This is a genomic window from Luteimonas saliphila (genome assembly GCF_016774335.1).
Classification (GTDB): domain Bacteria; phylum Pseudomonadota; class Gammaproteobacteria; order Xanthomonadales; family Xanthomonadaceae; genus Luteimonas; species Luteimonas saliphila.
Map to the genome: position 1 here is coordinate 214 of NZ_JAETWA010000036.1, position 17155 is coordinate 17368.

Consider the following 17155-nt stretch of genomic DNA (forward strand, 5'->3'; position numbering starts at 1 on the left):
GCGCGTGCACGTGAGCGCCGGCGCGCTGTGCCGGCCGGACCGCGCGCGGTCCGAGTGGCAATCCCCGGCCCGGAACGCCCCGAGCCGCAAGCCCGGGACCACCCCCTGACAACCAGGCCAGGCTCCCTCACATGGGAGAAGAACCTTTTTTGGCGTTCCTGGCACATCACAAACGGACGCTTCGGAACCACGCCGTGCGTGGGCGGCGGGAACCGCTTTTCCCTCGGTCAGGGCATCCTGCCCTGACTCGGGCGCACGCCGTCCATGGCGTGCTTGTCGCGGTCCCCGCCGCCCACGCACGGCTTCCGGACCCGTCCAGCACCGCGCTTTTCACGCACTTCTATGCGAGGCTCTTCTCCTACAGAGGCCTTCCCGACGCCAGCGCTCAAAAGAGCGTGACTCAGCAGGGTCCGGTGGGCAACAGCAAGTACAAGTTCGCGTTCGACGGGCATCGCATGTGTCCGAGGTTTTCTGGAAGAGACGCCGATGAGCTGCTACGAGCCGCGCCCTGTCGCCCGGTGGTCGCGGTAAGCGCGCCATGGATGGCGCGCGCCCGAGTCGGGGCAGGGTGAGTGCGGATGGCTTGCGCGGCATGCCGCGCATCCGCGCGAACGCCCGGCGTGCTGCGCCGGGCCGGACCGCATAGCGGCCCGACCGAGGGGAGAGCGACTACCGGGCGACAGGGCGTGGCGTCCGACCGAAGCTCTTTCGCTATGCAACGCAGCGTGCGACCTGGATCCAAAGCCTCAGCACGCAGCTGGGGTTAGCATTCCTCCATGTCCGCATTGCCCGAAACCGCGAGCGACCTCGAATCGGCCGCTGTGCTGCGTGACTGGCTCGCCCGCCACCGGCGCGTGTTCGTGCTCACCGGCGCCGGGTGCAGCACCGATTCGGGCATTCCCGACTACCGCGACCGCAACGGCGACTGGAAACGCACGCCGCCGATCACCCTGCAGGCGTTCACCGGCAGCGACGCCGCCTACCGCCGTTACTGGGCGCGCAGCAGCATCGGTTGGCCGCGCTTTCTCGCCGCCGTGCCCAACGCTGCACACCATGCGCTGTCGGCGCTCGAACAGCGCGGGCAGTTGCAACTGCTGCTGACCCAGAACGTGGACGGCCTACACCAGCGGGCAGGGGGCCGGCGCGTGATCGACCTGCACGGACGGCTGGACGAGGTCGTGTGCCTGGACTGCGGCGCACGCAGCCCGCGCGAAGCCGTCCAGGCCGACATCTCGCATGCCAATCCCGACTGGCAGGCAGGAGCCGCGTCCAGCGCGCCGGATGGCGATGCGGATCTGGAGGACGCAGCCATCGAGGGCTTCACCCCGCCCTACTGCCTCTACTGCGGCGGCCTGCTCAAGCCGGATGTGGTGTTCTTCGGCGAGAACGTCCCGCGTCAGCGCGTGGCGGACGCGCAGCAGGCCCTCCTCGACAGCGATGCGATGCTCGTCGCGGGATCCTCGCTGATGGTCTGGTCGGGATTCCGCTTCGCGCGCCTGGCCGCCGCGGCCGGCCTGCCGCTGGCGATCTTGAACCGGGGGCGCACGCGCGCCGATGCGATCGCCGACCTACGGATCGACGGCGACATCGGCCCCCTGCTGGAGGAGGCCCTGCGATGAGCTTGCGACTCGCCGCATCCGGGCTCGCCATGCTGCTGTGGCTGGCCCCGCTGCCGGCCCTGGCGCAGCAGTGCGTGGCCGGTTTCCCCGCGATCTACGGCGACCTGTTCGCGCAGGCGCAGCGTGCGCTCCCGGATCCCAAGGCGATGGTCGACGCGATCCCGCGCCAGCCACCAGCCGCGATCGCGGCCGAATACGCGCAGTGGCGAGGCGACCCCGGCTTCGACCTGCGCGCCTTCATCGAAGCCCGATTCGAACTGCCGCAACCGGCGGGCGGCGGCTACCGCACGGACCCGGACCACGATGTCGTCGACCACATCGACCGGCTGTGGCGGGAACTCGAGCGCCAGCCGCAGCCCGGCGACGCGCGTAGTTCGCTGCTGCCGCTCCCGCATCCCTACATCGTGCCGGGCGGCCGCTACGGCGAGATCTACTACTGGGATTCGTACTTCACCATGCTCGGGCTGGTGGAGGGCGGCCGCCACGACCTGGTGCGCGGCATGGTCGACAACTTCGCCGCGCTCATCGACCGCTACGGGCACGTGCCCAACGGCAACCGTACCTATTATCTCAGCCGCTCGCAGCCACCGTTCTTCGCGCCGATGGTGAGACTGCTGGCGGACCGCGAGGGTCCGCAGGCGCTGGCGCGCTACCTGCCTCAGCTCGAGCGCGAATACGCCTTCTGGATGGCCGGCGCCGATATGCTCGCGCCCGGCGCCTCGCATCGTCGCGTCGTACGTTTGCGCGACGGTACCCTGCTCAACCGCTACTGGGACGACTGCGACACCCCGCGCGACGAGAGCCACATCATGGACGTGGCGACGGCCGCCGCCTCGACGCGCCCCGCCGCCGAGGTCTACCGCAACCTGCGCGCAGGCGCCGAGAGCGGATGGGACTTCAGTTCGCGCTGGCTCGCCGACGGTCGCTCGCTGCACACCATCCGCACCGTCGAACTCGTGCCGCCCGACCTCAACAGTCTGGTGCACGCGCTCGAGACCACCCTGTCCGAGGCCTACCGTGTTTCGGGTCGGAGCGAGCGCGCCGACGTCCTGCGCACGCGCGCCGACGCTCGCGCCGTCGCGATCCGGCGCGTGTTGTGGGACGAGGACCTGGGCGCCTTCACCGACCTGCTCTGGCGCGAAGCGCGCACCACCGGGCAGCCGACGCTGGCGACGGTCTACCCGCTCTACTTCGGCATCGCCGACGGAGCGCAGGCCGCCCGCGTCGCCACCACCCTGCGCGAACGGCTGCTGCACAGGCACGGGCTCGCCACCACCACCGTGCGCAGCGGCGAGCAATGGGATTCGCCCAACGGCTGGGCGCCGCTGCAGTGGCTGGCCATCCGCGGCCTGGAACGCTACGGCGAACGCGAGTTCGCGGCCGAAGTCGCGCACCGCTGGATCCGCCGCAACCTGCAGGTCTTCCGAGACCAGCGCAAGCTGGTGGAAAAGTACGACGTCACCGGCGAAGCGGCCGCGGGCGGCGGCGAGTACCCGTTGCAGGACGGCTTCGGCTGGACCAACGGCGTGCTGCGCGCCCTGATCGCACTGTATCCGGATGCCGCCGTCGATCCCTGACCGCGTCGCGCCTGGCCGCCGATCAGCGCGGCGCGACGTAGCCGCCCGCCACCCCCTGCGGCGACAGCACCAGTTGCCAGAGCTGGATCAGGCGTACCCGGAAGCACGCCATCGAGGCGGACAGGTAATAGCGCCACATGCGCCGGAAGCGTTCGTCGTAGCGCGGCGGCAGCGTCGTCCACGCGGCCTCGATGTTGTCGCGCCAGGCCTGCAGGGTGCGGTCGTAGTCGGCGCCGAAGCTGTGCCAGTCCTCGATCACGAAGCGCCCCTCCAGCGCCGCGGCGAGCTGCGCCGCCGAGGGCAGCATCGAGTTCGGGAAGATGTACTTCGCGATCCACGGGTCGGTGTGCGTGCGGCTGACGTTGCCGCCGATGGTGTGCAGCAGGAACAGGCCGTCGGGCGCGAGGCAGCGACGCGCCAGGTCGAAGTAGGCGCCGTAGTTCTTCACTCCGACATGCTCGAACATGCCGATCGAGACGATCCGGTCGAAGGTTCCGTCGAGCTCGCGATAGTCCTGCACGCGGATCTCGACCGGCAGGCCGGCGCACAGGTCGCGGGCGTATCCGGCCTGCTCGCGCGAGATCGTCACGCCCACGCCGGTCACGCCGTAGCGTTGGGCGGCGAATTTCAGCATTTCGCCCCAGCCGCAGCCGATGTCGAGCAGGGTCATGCCCGGCCGCAACCCGAGCTTGCGGCAGCACAGGTCGAGCTTGGCTTCCTGCGCGGCGTCGAGGTCGCCGGCCGTGCGCCAGTAGCCGCAGCTGTAGACCATGCGGCTGCCGAGCATCGCCGCGTACAGGTCGTTGCCGAGGTCGTAGTGGCGCTCGCCGACCACGTGCGCGCGACGGCCGCGCTGCAGGTTGAACAGTCGCGCGAGCAATGCCAGGCGCAGGTCGGCGAAGCTGTGGACGCGCCGGTCCAGTCCCCTGGCCAGCAGGCGCTGGAGCAGGCCGTCGAGCGAGTCCGCGTCCCAGCCGCCGTCCATGTACGACTCGCCGAGCGCGAGCGAGCCGCCCGACAGCAGGCGCGCCGGGACGCCGGGGCCCTGAAGCCTCAGGTCCCAGGGGCGCAGCCCGTCGACGCGGACGTCCGCCTCCGCGAGCAGTGCCTGCAAACGGCCGAGAAATCGATCTTCCCGCATGCTCCCGCCCTCGCGCCGGCGACGTTCCCCGTCGGCGCCCGCGGGACCAGTCTAACGCGGGGTGGGATCGGCGGAGAACAGCGGCCTGTAGTCGGCGGCGACATGCGGCAAGAGCACACGTGCCGGCACTTCCACCGCCTGCGCGCCGTCGGAATACGGGCCCACCTGGTAGGGCGGGAACACGAAGCGCAGCGCGGCCAGACGTCCGTCCGCGCCGAGAACCGGCTCGAACTCGGAAAAGCTGTCCGCCTCGGGGGTGGAGCCCTCGTCGATCATCCGTCCCGCCGAGCGCACCACGCGTTCGCGCTCGACGGGATCCAGGTCGTCGGCATCCACCCGTTGCGACAACGCGGCATGCAACTGCTCGCGCACGAAGGCGGAAACCTCGCGCCATGCGCGCGGGTCGGGGACCAGCGCGTCGGCGGTCAGCAGCCGGTCATGCTGCGGCAGCCAGACGAAACGCGCGATCAGCGGCGCGCCATGCGCACCGCCGGTGAAGCTGCTGCCGTCCGCGGCCACCGCGAACACCTCGGGCGTGTCGGCGATGATCTTGAACTCCAGCGCGAGGTCGTAAAGCGTCGGGCCGGTGTCGGCGTCCAGCTCGGCCACCGCCGCCAGCAGGTCGGCCCGGGCGGCGTCGGAATACGCCTTCAGCTCCGCCGCCAGCCCCGGGTACTTGTCGATGGCCGGGGGATAGGTGATGCCGAGGATGTAGCGGGGATCGCTCTCGACCACGTCCTCCAGCACCACCGGCTCACGCAGGGGCTCCACGCCCGCGGCCAGCGATGGCGGCGCGGCCGCCGGTTCGGTCTGTGCCGGTGGCGCGGCCTCGCGCCGGCACGCGATCAGCGTGAGCAGCAAGGCGATGGTGAGCAACCGCTTCATGTCCCTACTTTCCCCTGTGAACGACGCTTCGGCGCGCAGCATACGCGCGACCTAACGATTTTGTAACAAGCCGGCAGTGCACGCGGAGTCAAGACCGCGAGCCGCGGGACCGACCGCGATCGCGGGGGCACGGAAACGGGAACGCGGGGTTCCCGCACGAGGACTACCGGCAGCGGACGCAAGCGCCGGGAATCCTTCGCCCGCAATCCGCCCGGAACGAGAAAAAGCCCCGGGTGTCGCCTCCCGGGGCCTTGGTGCTGCGTGTCGCCTGGAAGCGAGCGGCTGCTTAGAGCGGCTGCACTTCGTCGGCCTGCAGGCCCTTCTGGCCCTGCACGACCTTGAAAGTGACCTTCTGGCCTTCCTGCAGCGACTTGAAGCCGGTGCCCTGGATCGAGCGGAAGTGGACGAACAGGTCCTGCCCGCTTTCCGGGGTGATGAAGCCGAAGCCCTTGGCGTCGTTGAACCACTTGACGGTACCGCTCTGACGATCTCCAGACATGGAGCTACTCCTTGAAACTAGACAGTGGGATGGATACCAGGTCCCACACGGGGTGCCTGGACTGTATCGAGCAAGGGGTAACGCGAACGATGGAGCGGATCGCCTGGAGCGGCCGCCATGGACGGCTTTGGACTCTCGTGATCTACCGCATCGGAGCCACGATGTACCGTGATCCCGGCCTTGAACAGTCCGCGCACGATAGCGCACTTTCAGCGCGATGTGTAAACCCCCTCCCTGGGGCCGACCCTACCAATCCTGCCGGCCCGGGAGCAGTGCGGCCAGCTCGGCGTCGGTCAGGTTCCGCCACTGGCCGGGCTTGAGGCGACCCAGCAGTACCGGCCCGATTCGCATCCGCCGCAACTGTTTGACCCGGAATCCGAAGTGCGCGGCCATCAGCCGGATCTGCCGGTTCAGCCCCTGCACCAGCACGATCCGGAAGCCGAACGGACCGACCTTGCCCGTGCGGCACGGCAGCGTGACCTGGCCGTGCACCGGCACCCCGCGGCTCATCCCGCGCAGGAATTCCGGCGTGACCGGATGGTTCACGGCCACCAGGTATTCCTTCTCCAGCTTGTTCTCGGCGCGCAGGATCGCGTTGACGATCTCGCCGTTGCTGGTGAGCAGGATCAGCCCTTCGGATTCCTTGTCCAGCCGTGCGACCGGAAAGATCCGCTGTTCGTGGCCGACGAAGTCGACGATGTTGCCCTTGACCGACGACTCGGTGGTGCAGGTGATGCCCACCGGCTTGTTGAGCGCGATGTACACGTACCGGCGCCTGCCCTTCGCCGCGCTGCGTGGCTTGAGGGGCTGACCGTCGAGCAGCACCTCGTCGCCCTCGCCGACCTCGGCGCCGATGCGCGCGCGCGCGCCGTTGACGCTGACCCGGCCCTCGCCGATCAGGCGGTCGGCTTCGCGCCGCGAGCAATGGCCGGTATCGCTGATGTAGCGGTTGAGACGCATGGCGGGGTCGTGGCGACGTTCGGGGGCGCGCAGTCTGGCAGATCGGCTGGCCCATCGCGGCGTCGGGCAGCCGCCGGTCCCGTATCAGCGGTCCGCCACCAGGTCGGCATAGACGGGATGGCGCTCGATCCACCCGGCGGCATACGGGCAGGCAGGCACCACCGCAAGGCCTTCGGCCCGCGCATGATCCAGCGCGGCGCGAACCAGCTGGCCCGCGATCCCCCGCCCTCGCAGCGCCGCCGGCACGAAGGTATGGGCGATCTCCATGCGTCCGGCGGACAGGCCGTACTCCAGCACGCCCCGGTCGCCCGCGACGTGGGCGTGGAACGCGCTGCCGGGAACGTGTTCGATCGTCGTCGCGTCCATCGTCATCCGTCCTGCAAAGCCGCAACGGCGCCATTGTGGCGTGCCGCGTCCGGGTTGACCGTCAAGTCGGCACCGGGCGCCAGCGAGGTGACGCAGGAGGGCGGAAGAAAGTTGACCTTCATCACGCTTAAGGCTGGCATGGAACCTGCTTCCCTCAGAGGAACCGAAACGAATCGCGGGGCGCCCCATGATCGACAGCACCACCCAGCACCAGGCCATCGGCCGCCTGTTCGAACTCGTCCGCAATGGAGAGGTCGACAACCTCGAATTCACCCAGCTCGATTCTCTGATCTACGGCGGCCTGGAACAGACCTACCGGGTCACCGATGCCGATCGCGACCAGCGCAGCGTGCAGACGACCGCCGTCTGATCCCCTGCGACACCGGGGCCGACCACCGGCGTCAGGCCAGTCGCGCTTCTCCGCGCCTGTCTATCCGAACGAAGGACTGAGCAGTCTCGCCACGAACGTGCTCGCCACGCGCGGCTCCATCAGCACCGTGAACAGGATGCCGTAGGCCGCGCCCCAGAGGTGCGCGCTGTGGTTGACGTTGTCGCCGCCGCGGCGATCCATCCAGATCGAGTAGCCGATGTACAGGGCCGCGTACACGATCGCGGGCACCGGCAGGAAGAACACGAAGATCAGGCTCCACGGCGCGAACAGGATGAAGCTGAAGAGCACGGCCGAGACCGCACCCGAGGCGCCGAGGCTGCGGTAGCCGGCGTCCTTCTGGTGGCGGAAGTAGGTCGGCATGATCGCCATCACGATCGCCGACAGGTAGAACGCGGCGAACCCGAGGTGGCCGATGCGCTCGACGAACACCGGCTCGATCGCGCGCCCGAAGAAGAACAGCGTGATCATGTTGAACAGCAGGTGCTGGGCGTCGGCGTGGATGAAGCCGTGCGTGACCAGGCGGTCGTACTGGCGGTGGCGGTCGATCGCCGGCGGCCACAGGATCAGCCGGTCGAGCAGCCTGCGGTTGCTGAACGCCTGCCACGAGACCAGCACGGTCACGCCGATCAGGATGAAGGTGACGATCGATTGCATGCGGTAGGCCCGGGCTCAGGTCGCGATCCGGTAATTGTCCTGCATCGGGTAGGTGCGCGCATACAGCGCGAACGCCAGCGCCGCCACGAACGCGAACGCGGCGAAGAAGAACATCAGGAACGCCGGCTCGCTCATGCCGGTCTGCGCGATCATCGCCCTGAAGCCGTCGTTGCGCACGCCGGCGTTGGTCAGCAGCACCCACAGGCTGCCGAAGGTGCTGGTGAGGTACCAGAACGCCATGATCACGCCCTTCATCGCATGCGGGGCCTGGCTGTAGGCGAACTCGAGCGCGGTCGCCGACACCAGCACCTCGCCGAAGGTCAGCAGCAGGTAGGGCAGCGACTGCCAGGCCAGCGAGACGTCGGCGCCGCCGTCGATCCACAGCTGCAGCACGCCGGCCACGATCCAGGACGCGCCCGAGATCGCGATGCCCCAGCCCATGCGACGCAGCGCCGTGACCACGAAGCCCATCCGCCGCAACAGCGGGTACAGCACGATGTTGTTGAACGGGATCAGCAGCATCACCAGCAGCGGGTTCAGCGCCTGCATCTGCGCCGGCTCCTTGACCAGCCAGCTCGGCCACCACCACTGGTCGTGCGGGATCACCATGGCGTTGCCCTGGATGATCCAGGTCGAGGCCTTCTGGTCGAACAGCGACCAGAACGGCGTCACCAGCGCGAACACGATCAGGATCCGCAGCACCGCGCGCACCCCGTCCACCGCCGCGTCCGGGTGCCGGCCGCGCGCGCGATCGAGCTGCAGCGAGGCGCCCCAGCCGCCGAACGCGATCAGCATGCCCAGCGCCAGGCAGGCGGTGATGACGAAGCCGAACGAGTCGGGCCACCATGCCAGCCCCACGCCCAGCGCCTTGAGCGCCCACAGCACCAGCATCAGCGCCGCCACCGCGATCCCGCCCCATGCCACCAGCGTGCCGGCATTGCCCTGCCCCGCTCGGCGCTCGCGCAGCGCGGTGCGGACCACGTTGAGGAACGAGTCCGGGTCGTTGCCCGACGGCGGCACGTTGACGTACTGCTTGCGCCCCATCCAGAAGATCACCGTGGCGATGAACATCAGTACGCCCGGCACCCCGAACGCCACCGCGGGCCCGAAGTTGCGCAGCAGCAGCGGCGCGAACAGCGAGGCGAAGAACGAACCGAAGTTGATGATCCAGTAGAAGGCGTCGAAGACCAGCTTGGCCTTGTCCTTGTTGGTCTGGTCGAACTGGTCGCCGCAGAAGCTCACCACCAGCGGCTTGATCCCGCCCGAGCCCAGCGCGATCAGGAACAGGCCGGTGAAGAAGCCGGTGCGGTTGTCCTCGAACAACGCCAGGCAGGCATGGCCGGCGCAATAGATCAGCGAGAACCACAGGACGGTGTTGTACTTGCCGAAGAACCGGTCCGACAGCCAGCCGCCGAGCAGCGGGAAGAAATACACGCCGATCACGAAGGTGTGGAACACGTCCTTCGCCATCGCCTCGCGGTCGCCGCCCTGGGGCAGATACTGCAGCAGCACCGAACTGATCAGGAACGGCACCAGGATGTTGCGCATCCCGTAGAAGCTGAACCGCTCGCAGGCCTCGTTGCCGATGATGTACTTGATCTGGCGGGGCATCCGGCCCAGGGAGGCGGGCGTGGCGGCGGTCGTCATGCGGCGGTTGGTCCGGGGATGGCGGGAACCGGAAGGCTAACCCATCGCGCCCGCAGGCGCCCGTGCGGGCCGGACCGTCGACACGGGTCGGCGGCGGCGCTGCGCTGGCATCATGCGCGTACCGTCCCGCCGGCCGACTCCGATGATGCAAGCCACCCTCGCCTGCGCCCTCGCGGCGTTGCTCGCCTCCTTCCCCGCCCTGGCCGCAGCGTCGCTGTCCACGCAAGCCGAGCGCAGCGGGTTCGTGAAGACCGGCCGCTACGACGAGACGATCGCGCTGTGCACGGCGTTCGCGCAGCGCCATCCGGACGCCGTGCGCTGCATCGACTTCGGCACCACGCCCGAAGGCCGGCCGATGAAGGCGCTGGTGGTCTCGCGCAGCGGAGCGCTGACGCCCGCGGCCGCCCGGGAACGGGGCCTGCCGGTGGTGCTGATGCAGGGCGGCATCCACGCCGGCGAGATCGACGGCAAGGATGCGGGCTTCCTCGCGCTGCGGCAGGTGCTGGAGGGCGAGGCCGCCGCGGGTGCGCTGGAACATCTGGTGTGGGTGTTCGTGCCGGTGTTCAACGTCGACGGCCACGAGCGTTTCGGCGCCTGGAACCGCCCCAACCAGCGCGGCCCGGAGGAGATGGGCTGGCGCACCACGGCGCAGAACTACAATCTCAACCGCGACTACGCCAAGGCCGATTCGCTCGAGATGCGGGCGATGCTGGCGCTGGTGGAGGCCTGGGATCCGATCGCCACAATCGATCTGCACGCCACCAACGGCGCCCAGTTCGAGCACGACATCTCGATCCAGGTCGAGCCGCTGCACGGCGGCGACGAGGACCTGCGCGCGGCCGGCCTGGCGTTGCGCGGGCGCACCATGGCCGACCTCGCGGCGCAGGGCTCGCTGCCGCTGCCGTTCTACCCCTCGTTCGAGGACTACCAGGATCCGGCTTCGGGCTTCGAGGACGGCGTGTCGCCGCCACGCTTCTCCACCGGCTACTTCCTGCTGCGCAACCGGCTGGCGATGCTGGTCGAGACGCACTCGTGGAAGGAGTACCCGGTACGCGTGCGCATCACCCGCAACACCATCGTCTCGGTGCTCGAACAGGTCGCCCGCCAGGGCCGCGAATGGATGGCGCTGGCCAGGGCCGCCGATGCGCGCGAGCTTGCAGGCGCGCCGGTGGCGCTCGATTACCAGGCCACCGCCCGCAGCCGCACGATCGACTTCCGCGGATACGCCTACACGCGCACGCCCTCCGAGATCTCGGGTGCGCCGATGACGCGCTACGACCCGGCCACCCCACAGGTATGGAAGGTGCCTCTGCGCGATGAGATCGTGCCGCGTACCGTCGTGGACGCGCCGCGCGGCGGCTACCTGGTGCCTGCCGCGTTCGCCGCGCAGGTCGGCGAGCGGCTGCGCGCCCACGGCATCGTCCACGCCACGCTCGCAGCCACGCTGCCGGAAGCGGACGTCGAGACCTTCCGCGCCACCGGCAAGCAGCTGGCGGCGGGCTCGGTCGAGGGCCACCAGCGGTTGGCGGTGGAAGGCCGTTGGGCGACCGAGCGTCGCGACGTGCCTGCCGGCTCGTTGTTCGTGCCGATCGCGCAGCCGAAGGCCAGGCTGGCGATGGCGCTACTCGAACCGCAGGCGCCGGATTCGCTGCTGCAGTGGGGCCTGTTCAACAATGCCTTCGAGCGCAAGGAGTACATGGAGGCCTACGTGGCCGAAGCCGTGGCGCGCGAGATGCTGGCGGCCGATCCGGCGCTGAAGGCGGAGTTCGAGCGCCGCTTGCGCGAAGACGCCGACTTTGCCGGCGATGCTTCCGCGCGCCTGGAGTTCTTCCATCGGCGCCACCCCTCGTGGGACGAACGCCTGGACCTGTATCCGGTGCTGCGCACCGATCGCCTGCCCCTGTAGCGGCGAGGATCGGCGGTCGCCGGCGCGGCAGAACTCCGAAGACCCCCGTTTGCGTTCGCATCGGCCTTGGCCGACAGTGCCGCAGCCGCCCAAAAGGAGGATCGCCATGCGCGCCCTGCCTGCCTGTACCGCCATCCTTGCGCTGCTGCTGGCGTCCGCCTGCAGCCCCGACCGGCCGGCCGAGCCGGCGGTCCCGGAGGCGGAAATCGCAGGGCAAACGCCCGCCTTCGACACGCCGTCTCCCATGCCCGGGATCGCGACCACGCATTTCCGCTGCGGCGACCTGCTCGTCGGTGCGGAGTTCGACAACGCCGCCGGCCACGTCACCCTCTCGATCGGCACCGCCCGCACGCGCCTGTCCCAGGCGGTGGCGGCGTCCGGCGCGCGCTACGCCGATACCGCCGGCAACGAGTTCTGGAACAAGGGCGACGGCGCGACCCTCACCCTCGACGGCGTCAGCCATACCTGCACCGTCACCGAACAGGTCTCGCCCTGGCAGGAGGCACGCAGCCGGGGGGCGCACTTCCGCGGCCTGGGCACCGAGCCGTTCTGGTCGCTGGAGGTGGAAGGCGGCCCCGCCCCGCGACTGCTGCTCGACCTGGACATGGGCGAGCGCAGGCTGGTCGTCGCGCAGCTCGCACCCCTCGACCAGGGCGAAGGATTCGCCGGCCGGGCCGACGACGGCAGCGAGGTCACCTTGCGCATCGCCCGCAGCGACTGCAGCGACGGCATGAGCGACGAGCGCTATCCGGCGAGCATCGATCTGACGGTCGGCGGGGAGACCTACGCGGGTTGCGGGGCCTTCCTGCAGGAATGAATCCCGGGCCAGCGGACGGCTCGGCCGGCGCTCAAGGTCCGGCCCTGTCCGGCGGCCACGGGACGCAGTAAGCTTGCGCCGCCACGCCACCGGAGACCGTCATGGCCAAGAACCTGGACAAGCGCAAGGAAGACAAGAAGAAGCCGGAAAAGTCGCTGAAGGAAAAGCGCGCTGTGAAGAAGGAAAAGAAGGCCGGCAAATAAGCCGGCCTTTTCTTTCTTCGACCAGATCCGGAGCAGGGCATCTGTTGCGAGGCGATGCGCGGCATGATCGTCGTCATGGTCTGCGAGGTGGGTTCGTTCGCCGGTCAGAGGCCGATGTCGCCGCGTCGCCACACCCCGTGCCGACCTGAGGGGCCCCGCCGCGGCCGGCAGGCCTTTGCGGCGAATGTCCTCCGGCATCCGCCCCCGGGCGGATGCCTCCCCCTTGATTTCGCCGCAAAGGCCTACCGGCCACGGTGGGGCTTGGCTCGCGGATCGTGCGGCAAGCGCCTGTGATTCGGCTTGCGCTCTGCCGGTCCGCCACCGGTTCAGGTGTGCCGGGTGCGGATGTCCTTGGGTGCGAAATCAAGGAGGAGGCGACGGCCGCAGGCCGTTGCCGGGGGACATTCGTACCCAAGGGCATCCGCACCTGGCCCGCGATCAGTGGCCGGACGCGGAGCTTTCCCACGGTTAGAAAAACAGCCTCGTTTCGCCCGGGCATCCGACGAAGGTGGGCCGCCCGCCGGCTGCGTCCGAACTTGCGGTGACGCGGGATCTGCCGCGCCGGTCATGGCGGCATTGGGTGAGGAGCGCAGGCGGATGCGCGGCAGTTTCCTGCCAGGAAGAAGCGAAGCGTCGTTCCGGTTCCTCAGGAACTGCACGACAGCATCGAGCAGCCGGCGCGCGACCTGGCCCACTCGGGACGCCTGGCGGCGAACGCCTCGCGCCCGGGCTGCTCGTCGTATGGACGCCGCATCACCTCGAGCAGTTCGGCGATGCCGGAGGGATCCCCGGCCTCGGCACGGTCGATCGCCTGCTGCGCCAGGTAGTTGCGCAGCACGTACTTCGGATTGGCGGCATGCATCCGCGCCCGGCGCTCGCCGAGGTCCAGCGGATCGAGCGCCAGCCTGCCGGCATAGTCCCGCAGCCATGCGGCGAACGCCGATTCGTGCGCCTCGCGCAGGCCTTCGTCGTAGAACGCCTCGCGCAACACATCCACAGACGGCTGCGCCGGTTCGATGTCCGCCAGCGCGCGGAACAGCAACGTCATGTCGGCCTGCGCCGCCTGCATCAGCGCCTGCAGCCGCTGCATGAGGGCGAGGTCGTCGTCGCGACACTCCGCCAACCCGAGCTTGCGCGCCACGTTGTCGCGTTCCGCTTCCGCGAATGCCGCGGCATGTCGGTCCAGCCCGGCCTGTAGAAGCTCCACGCCCGCGAACAGCGGCGACAGCGCATGCGCCAGCTGCCCCAGGTTCCAGTGCGTGATCCGCGGCTGCCAGCCGAAGCGGTAGCGACGACCCTGCGCGTCGGTGGTGTTCGGGGTCCAGTCGGGGTCGTAGTCGTCGATCCAGCCGTAGGGGCCGTAGTCGATGGTCAGACCGAGGATCGACATGTTGTCGGTGTTGAGCACACCGTGGACGAAGCCCACGCGCATCCAGCCGGCGACGAGCCGCGCGGTGCGCTCGCAGACCTCGGTGAACCACTGGCCGTACAGCGTCTCGGTGAAGGCGCCACGATCCCGCAACGCGTCCAGCGGCTCGCGCTCGCTTCCGCCCAGCAGGTGCGGGAAATCGCGATGGATGCAGAAGTCCGCCAGCCGCCGCAGCAGGTCCACATTGCCGCGCGAGGACGGCAGTTCGAAATGCCCGAAGCGCAGGAACGACGGCGCCACCCGGCACACGATCGCGCCCGGCTCGGCCTGCGGGTGGCCGTCGTAGAACATGTCGCGCACCACCTGCTCGCCGGTCGCCACCAGCGACAGCGCGCGCGTCGTCGGAATGCCGAGGTGGTGCATCGCCTCGCTGCACAGGAATTCGCGGATCGACGAGCGCAGCACCGCGCGGCCATCGGCGCTGCGCGAATACGGCGTCAGTCCTGCGCCCTTGAGCTGCAGTTCGCGGCGTCCGCCATCGGCCAGCACCGCCTCGCCCAGGGTGATCGCGCGGCCGTCGCCGAGCTGTCCGGCCCAGTGGCCGAACTGGTGTCCTCCGTAGTTGCCGGCGTACGGATCCATGCCCGGCAGCAGCGCGTTGCCGGCGAAGACCTGCGCGAACTCGGCGCCATGCACGTCCGCCTCCGTCAGGCCGAGTTCGGCCGCCAGCTCGCGCGAATGCGCCAGCAACTCCGGCGCGGCGACCGGCGTCGGCCGCACCCGCGACCAGGCCGCGTCCACCTGCCGTAGCCGCGCACCCGACTCCGGATCGCCGGGGAGCTCGCGCAGCATGGCGTTGTCGAAACGCAAGGCGCGCATCAGCCAGCCCCTGGGACCGCCAGCGGCCAGCGACACGATCGCGGGCGCAGGGACGGCCTGGGCCGTAGCGCCAACCTGAGCCGCCAGGCGGGCGGACGGCGCCATCGGGAGGGATCGGACACGCGTCGCATGGTCGCCATCAACAGGAAAACGCCATGCTAACGGGCGCGGCGTCTGCGGTGCGCGACGGCGCCATGACCTGCCGCCGCGTACACTGTGCGCCCGATTTTCAAGGTCCGGCGCCGGCCGGAACGCCATGAGCGCCGACGCCCCAGCCGTCCATTTCGCCGATTTCGGCCTGCCGCCGCCGCTGATGCAGGCGCTGGCCGACGTCGGCTACGAATCACCCTCGCCGATCCAGGCCGCCACCATCCCGCCCCTGCTGCAGGGGCGCGACGTGCTCGGCCAGGCCCAGACCGGCACCGGCAAGACCGCGGCCTTCGCCCTTCCCGCGCTCGCACGACTCGACCCCGCCGCCAGGAAGCCGCAGGTGCTGGTGCTGGCGCCCACGCGCGAACTGGCGATCCAGGTGGCCGAGGCCTTCCAGAAGTACGCGACCCACCTCCCCGGCTTCCACGTGCTGCCGATCTACGGCGGCCAGGCGTACGGCGTGCAGCTGAGCGCGCTCAAGCGCGGCGTGCACGTGATCGTGGGCACGCCCGGGCGGGTGATCGACCACCTCGATCGCGGTTCGCTGGACCTGTCGGAACTGCGCACGCTGATCCTCGACGAAGCCGACGAGATGCTGCGCATGGGCTTCATCGACGATGTGGAAGCGGTGCTGAAGAAGACGCCGGCCACGCGCCAGGTGGCGTTGTTCTCGGCGACGATGCCATCGCAGATCAAGCGCATCGCCCAGACCTACCTCAAGGACCCGGTGGAGATCGCGATCAAGTCGCAGACCACCACCGCGGCCAACATCCGCCAGCGGGTGTGGATGGTCAGCGGCACCAACAAGCTCGATGCGCTCACTCGGATCCTCGAGGCCGAACCGTTCGACGCGATGATCGTGTTCGCGCGCACCAAGCTGGGCACCGCGGAACTGGCGGAGAAGCTGGCGGCGCGCGGGTTCGCCGCGGCCGCGATCAACGGCGATCTCGACCAGAAGCAGCGCGAGAAGACCATCCAGTCGCTCAAGGACGGCCGCATCGACATCCTGGTGGCCACCGACGTCGCCGCGCGCGGGCTGGACGTGGAGCGGATCAGCCACGTGCTGAACTACGACATTCCCTACGACACCGAAAGCTACGTCCACCGCATCGGCCGCACCGGTCGCGCCGGGCGCAGCGGCGAGGCGATCCTGTTCGCGGCGCCACGCGAGCGCGGCATGCTCGGCGCGATCGAGCGCGCGACCCGGCAGAAGATCGAGGCGATGCAGCTGCCGAGCGTGGAGACGGTGAACGAGCGCCGGGTCGCGAAGTTCCTCGACCGCGTGACCGGGGCGCTCGAGAGCCCGGACCTCGCCATGTTCCGCGACCTCGTCGAACGCTACGAGCGCGAACACAACGTGCCCGCCGTCGAGATCGCCGCGGCACTGGCGAAGATCGTGCAGGGCGACACGCCGCTGCTGCTCCCGGCGTCCGCCGACAAGCCACGCCCGCATCGCGACGAGGGCCGCGGTCCGCGCGAGCGCATGGAGCGGCGGGAAGCGGCGCCCGGCCAGGCCTATCCCCGACGCGAAGCCACCTCCCCCGCTCCGGCGCATCCCCGGCGCGAAGCCGCGCCAGCCGCCCAGCCGCGCCGCGAACCCGCGCGCGAGGAACGGTCCGTGCGCAATGCGGCCGAAGCGGCCTTCGAGGCGGAGCCCGCCGTGCCCTCGCGTACGCCACGCGAGCGCCCGGAACGGGCCGCCCGATCCGGCACCGACACCGGCTTCGCGATGGAGACCTTCCGCATCGAGGTCGGCCATGCCCATGGCGTGCAGCCCGGCAACATCGTCGGCGCGATCGCCAACGAGGCCGAGCTCGAGAGCCGTTACATCGGCCGCATCGACATCCGCGACGACCACAGCCTGGTCGACCTGCCCGAGGGCATGCCACGCGAGATCCTCGAACTGCTGAAGAAGGTGTGGGTGTCGGGCCAGCAACTGAAGATCCGCCGCGCGGACGACGACAGCCGTGCAGCTCCGCGCCGTCGTCCGGGCGGCACGGCGCCGGGCAAGCCGGCGGGGCCGCGCAAGGGCAAGTCGCCGCATCGCGGGCGCTGACCGGCGCAGCTGGCTTCATCGTCCGCTGCAGGCCGC

Annotated in this window: 14 protein-coding genes; 6 read left to right on the top strand and 8 right to left on the bottom strand. The window is 69.7% G+C overall.

The annotated features are described in order from the left end of the window. Positions 1–776: 776 nt before the first annotated feature. Both JMO03_RS09335 and treF read left to right on the top strand, forming a co-directional pair. Complete coding sequence (locus JMO03_RS09335) at positions 777–1619, top strand: NAD-dependent protein deacetylase (protein WP_202842724.1); 843 nt, start codon at positions 777–779, stop codon at positions 1617–1619. Further along, entirely contained in the window at positions 1616–3196 is a 1581-nt protein-coding gene (gene treF / locus JMO03_RS09340) for an alpha,alpha-trehalase TreF (protein WP_202842726.1), read from the top strand. Before JMO03_RS09335 ends, treF begins: the two co-directional genes overlap by 4 nt. Before the next feature lie 22 nt (positions 3197–3218). Here the strand turns inward: treF and cfa are convergent, their stop codons facing one another. The 5 genes from cfa to JMO03_RS09365 all read right to left on the bottom strand — a co-directional run bounded on the left by cfa (position 3219) and on the right by JMO03_RS09365 (position 7047). Next, positions 3219–4337, bottom strand: a complete 1119-nt coding sequence (gene cfa, locus JMO03_RS09345; protein WP_202842728.1) for a cyclopropane fatty acyl phospholipid synthase — start codon at positions 4335–4337, stop codon at positions 3219–3221. A gap of 51 nt (positions 4338–4388) precedes the next feature. Continuing rightward, positions 4389–5222 carry an RsiV family protein gene (locus JMO03_RS09350; protein ID WP_238346043.1) on the bottom strand — a complete coding sequence of 278 codons (834 nt, stop codon included), beginning with the start codon at positions 5220–5222 and terminating at the stop codon, positions 4389–4391. 286 nt (positions 5223–5508) lie between these two features. Then, complete coding sequence (locus JMO03_RS09355) at positions 5509–5721, bottom strand: cold-shock protein (RefSeq protein WP_202842730.1); 213 nt, start codon at positions 5719–5721, stop codon at positions 5509–5511. Between the two features lie 246 nt (positions 5722–5967). Beyond that, positions 5968–6681: a pseudouridine synthase gene (locus tag JMO03_RS09360; protein WP_202842732.1), complete on the bottom strand. Its 714-nt coding sequence runs from the start codon at positions 6679–6681 to the stop codon at positions 5968–5970. A gap of 84 nt (positions 6682–6765) precedes the next feature. Then, complete coding sequence (locus tag JMO03_RS09365; protein WP_202842734.1) at positions 6766–7047, bottom strand: GNAT family N-acetyltransferase; 282 nt, start codon at positions 7045–7047, stop codon at positions 6766–6768. A 187-nt stretch (positions 7048–7234) separates the two neighbouring features. On the opposite strand from JMO03_RS09365, the gene JMO03_RS09370 reads away from it, so the two are divergent. After that, positions 7235–7417, top strand: coding sequence for a hypothetical protein (locus JMO03_RS09370; RefSeq protein ID WP_202842737.1), 183 nt, complete (start codon positions 7235–7237; stop codon positions 7415–7417). A gap of 60 nt (positions 7418–7477) precedes the next feature. Here the strand turns inward: JMO03_RS09370 and JMO03_RS09375 are convergent, their stop codons facing one another. Next, positions 7478–8083, bottom strand: a complete 606-nt coding sequence (locus tag JMO03_RS09375; RefSeq protein ID WP_202843029.1) for a rhomboid family intramembrane serine protease — start codon at positions 8081–8083, stop codon at positions 7478–7480. Positions 8084–8107: 24 nt separating this feature from the next. Continuing rightward, positions 8108–9739: a POT-type proton-dependent oligopeptide transporter gene (locus JMO03_RS09380; RefSeq protein ID WP_202842739.1), complete on the bottom strand. Its 1632-nt coding sequence runs from the start codon at positions 9737–9739 to the stop codon at positions 8108–8110. Positions 9740–9884: 145 nt separating this feature from the next. Here JMO03_RS09380 and JMO03_RS09385 point away from each other — a divergent pair, with 145 nt between their 5' ends. Continuing rightward, entirely contained in the window at positions 9885–11645 is a 1761-nt protein-coding gene (locus JMO03_RS09385; RefSeq protein ID WP_425491818.1) for a M14 family zinc carboxypeptidase, read from the top strand. A 106-nt stretch (positions 11646–11751) separates the two neighbouring features. Next, positions 11752–12462 carry an MliC family protein gene (locus JMO03_RS09390; RefSeq protein WP_202842743.1) on the top strand — a complete coding sequence of 237 codons (711 nt, stop codon included), beginning with the start codon at positions 11752–11754 and terminating at the stop codon, positions 12460–12462. Between the two features lie 849 nt (positions 12463–13311). Here JMO03_RS09390 and JMO03_RS09395 read toward each other — a convergent pair. Beyond that, positions 13312–14913 carry a protein adenylyltransferase SelO gene (locus JMO03_RS09395; protein WP_202842745.1) on the bottom strand — a complete coding sequence of 534 codons (1602 nt, stop codon included), beginning with the start codon at positions 14911–14913 and terminating at the stop codon, positions 13312–13314. A gap of 256 nt (positions 14914–15169) precedes the next feature. Here JMO03_RS09395 and JMO03_RS09400 point away from each other — a divergent pair, with 256 nt between their 5' ends. Beyond that, positions 15170–17119 carry a DEAD/DEAH box helicase gene (locus JMO03_RS09400; RefSeq protein WP_202842747.1) on the top strand — a complete coding sequence of 650 codons (1950 nt, stop codon included), beginning with the start codon at positions 15170–15172 and terminating at the stop codon, positions 17117–17119. The last annotated feature ends 36 nt before the right edge of the window (positions 17120–17155 follow it).

What these genes read in the sequence shown, in the direction of transcription:
- JMO03_RS09365 (WP_202842734.1), bottom strand. Translation starts at nt 7,047, where the DNA reads ATGGACGCGACGACGATCGAACACGTTCCCGGCAGCGCGTTCCACGCC.
- JMO03_RS09395 (WP_202842745.1), bottom strand. Translation starts at nt 14,913, where the DNA reads ATGCGCGCCTTGCGTTTCGACAACGCCATGCTGCGCGAGCTCCCCGGC.
- JMO03_RS09400 (WP_202842747.1), top strand. Translation starts at nt 15,170, where the DNA reads ATGAGCGCCGACGCCCCAGCCGTCCATTTCGCCGATTTCGGCCTGCCG.
- treF (WP_202842726.1), top strand. Translation starts at nt 1,616, where the DNA reads ATGAGCTTGCGACTCGCCGCATCCGGGCTCGCCATGCTGCTGTGGCTG.
- JMO03_RS09385 (WP_425491818.1), top strand. Translation starts at nt 9,885, where the DNA reads ATGCAAGCCACCCTCGCCTGCGCCCTCGCGGCGTTGCTCGCCTCCTTC.
- JMO03_RS09390 (WP_202842743.1), top strand. Translation starts at nt 11,752, where the DNA reads ATGCGCGCCCTGCCTGCCTGTACCGCCATCCTTGCGCTGCTGCTGGCG.
- JMO03_RS09350 (WP_238346043.1), bottom strand. Translation starts at nt 5,222, where the DNA reads ATGAAGCGGTTGCTCACCATCGCCTTGCTGCTCACGCTGATCGCGTGC.
- JMO03_RS09370 (WP_202842737.1), top strand. Translation starts at nt 7,235, where the DNA reads ATGATCGACAGCACCACCCAGCACCAGGCCATCGGCCGCCTGTTCGAA.
- JMO03_RS09380 (WP_202842739.1), bottom strand. Translation starts at nt 9,739, where the DNA reads ATGACGACCGCCGCCACGCCCGCCTCCCTGGGCCGGATGCCCCGCCAG.
- cfa (WP_202842728.1), bottom strand. Translation starts at nt 4,337, where the DNA reads ATGCGGGAAGATCGATTTCTCGGCCGTTTGCAGGCACTGCTCGCGGAG.
- JMO03_RS09335 (WP_202842724.1), top strand. Translation starts at nt 777, where the DNA reads ATGTCCGCATTGCCCGAAACCGCGAGCGACCTCGAATCGGCCGCTGTG.
- JMO03_RS09355 (WP_202842730.1), bottom strand. Translation starts at nt 5,721, where the DNA reads ATGTCTGGAGATCGTCAGAGCGGTACCGTCAAGTGGTTCAACGACGCC.
- JMO03_RS09360 (WP_202842732.1), bottom strand. Translation starts at nt 6,681, where the DNA reads ATGCGTCTCAACCGCTACATCAGCGATACCGGCCATTGCTCGCGGCGC.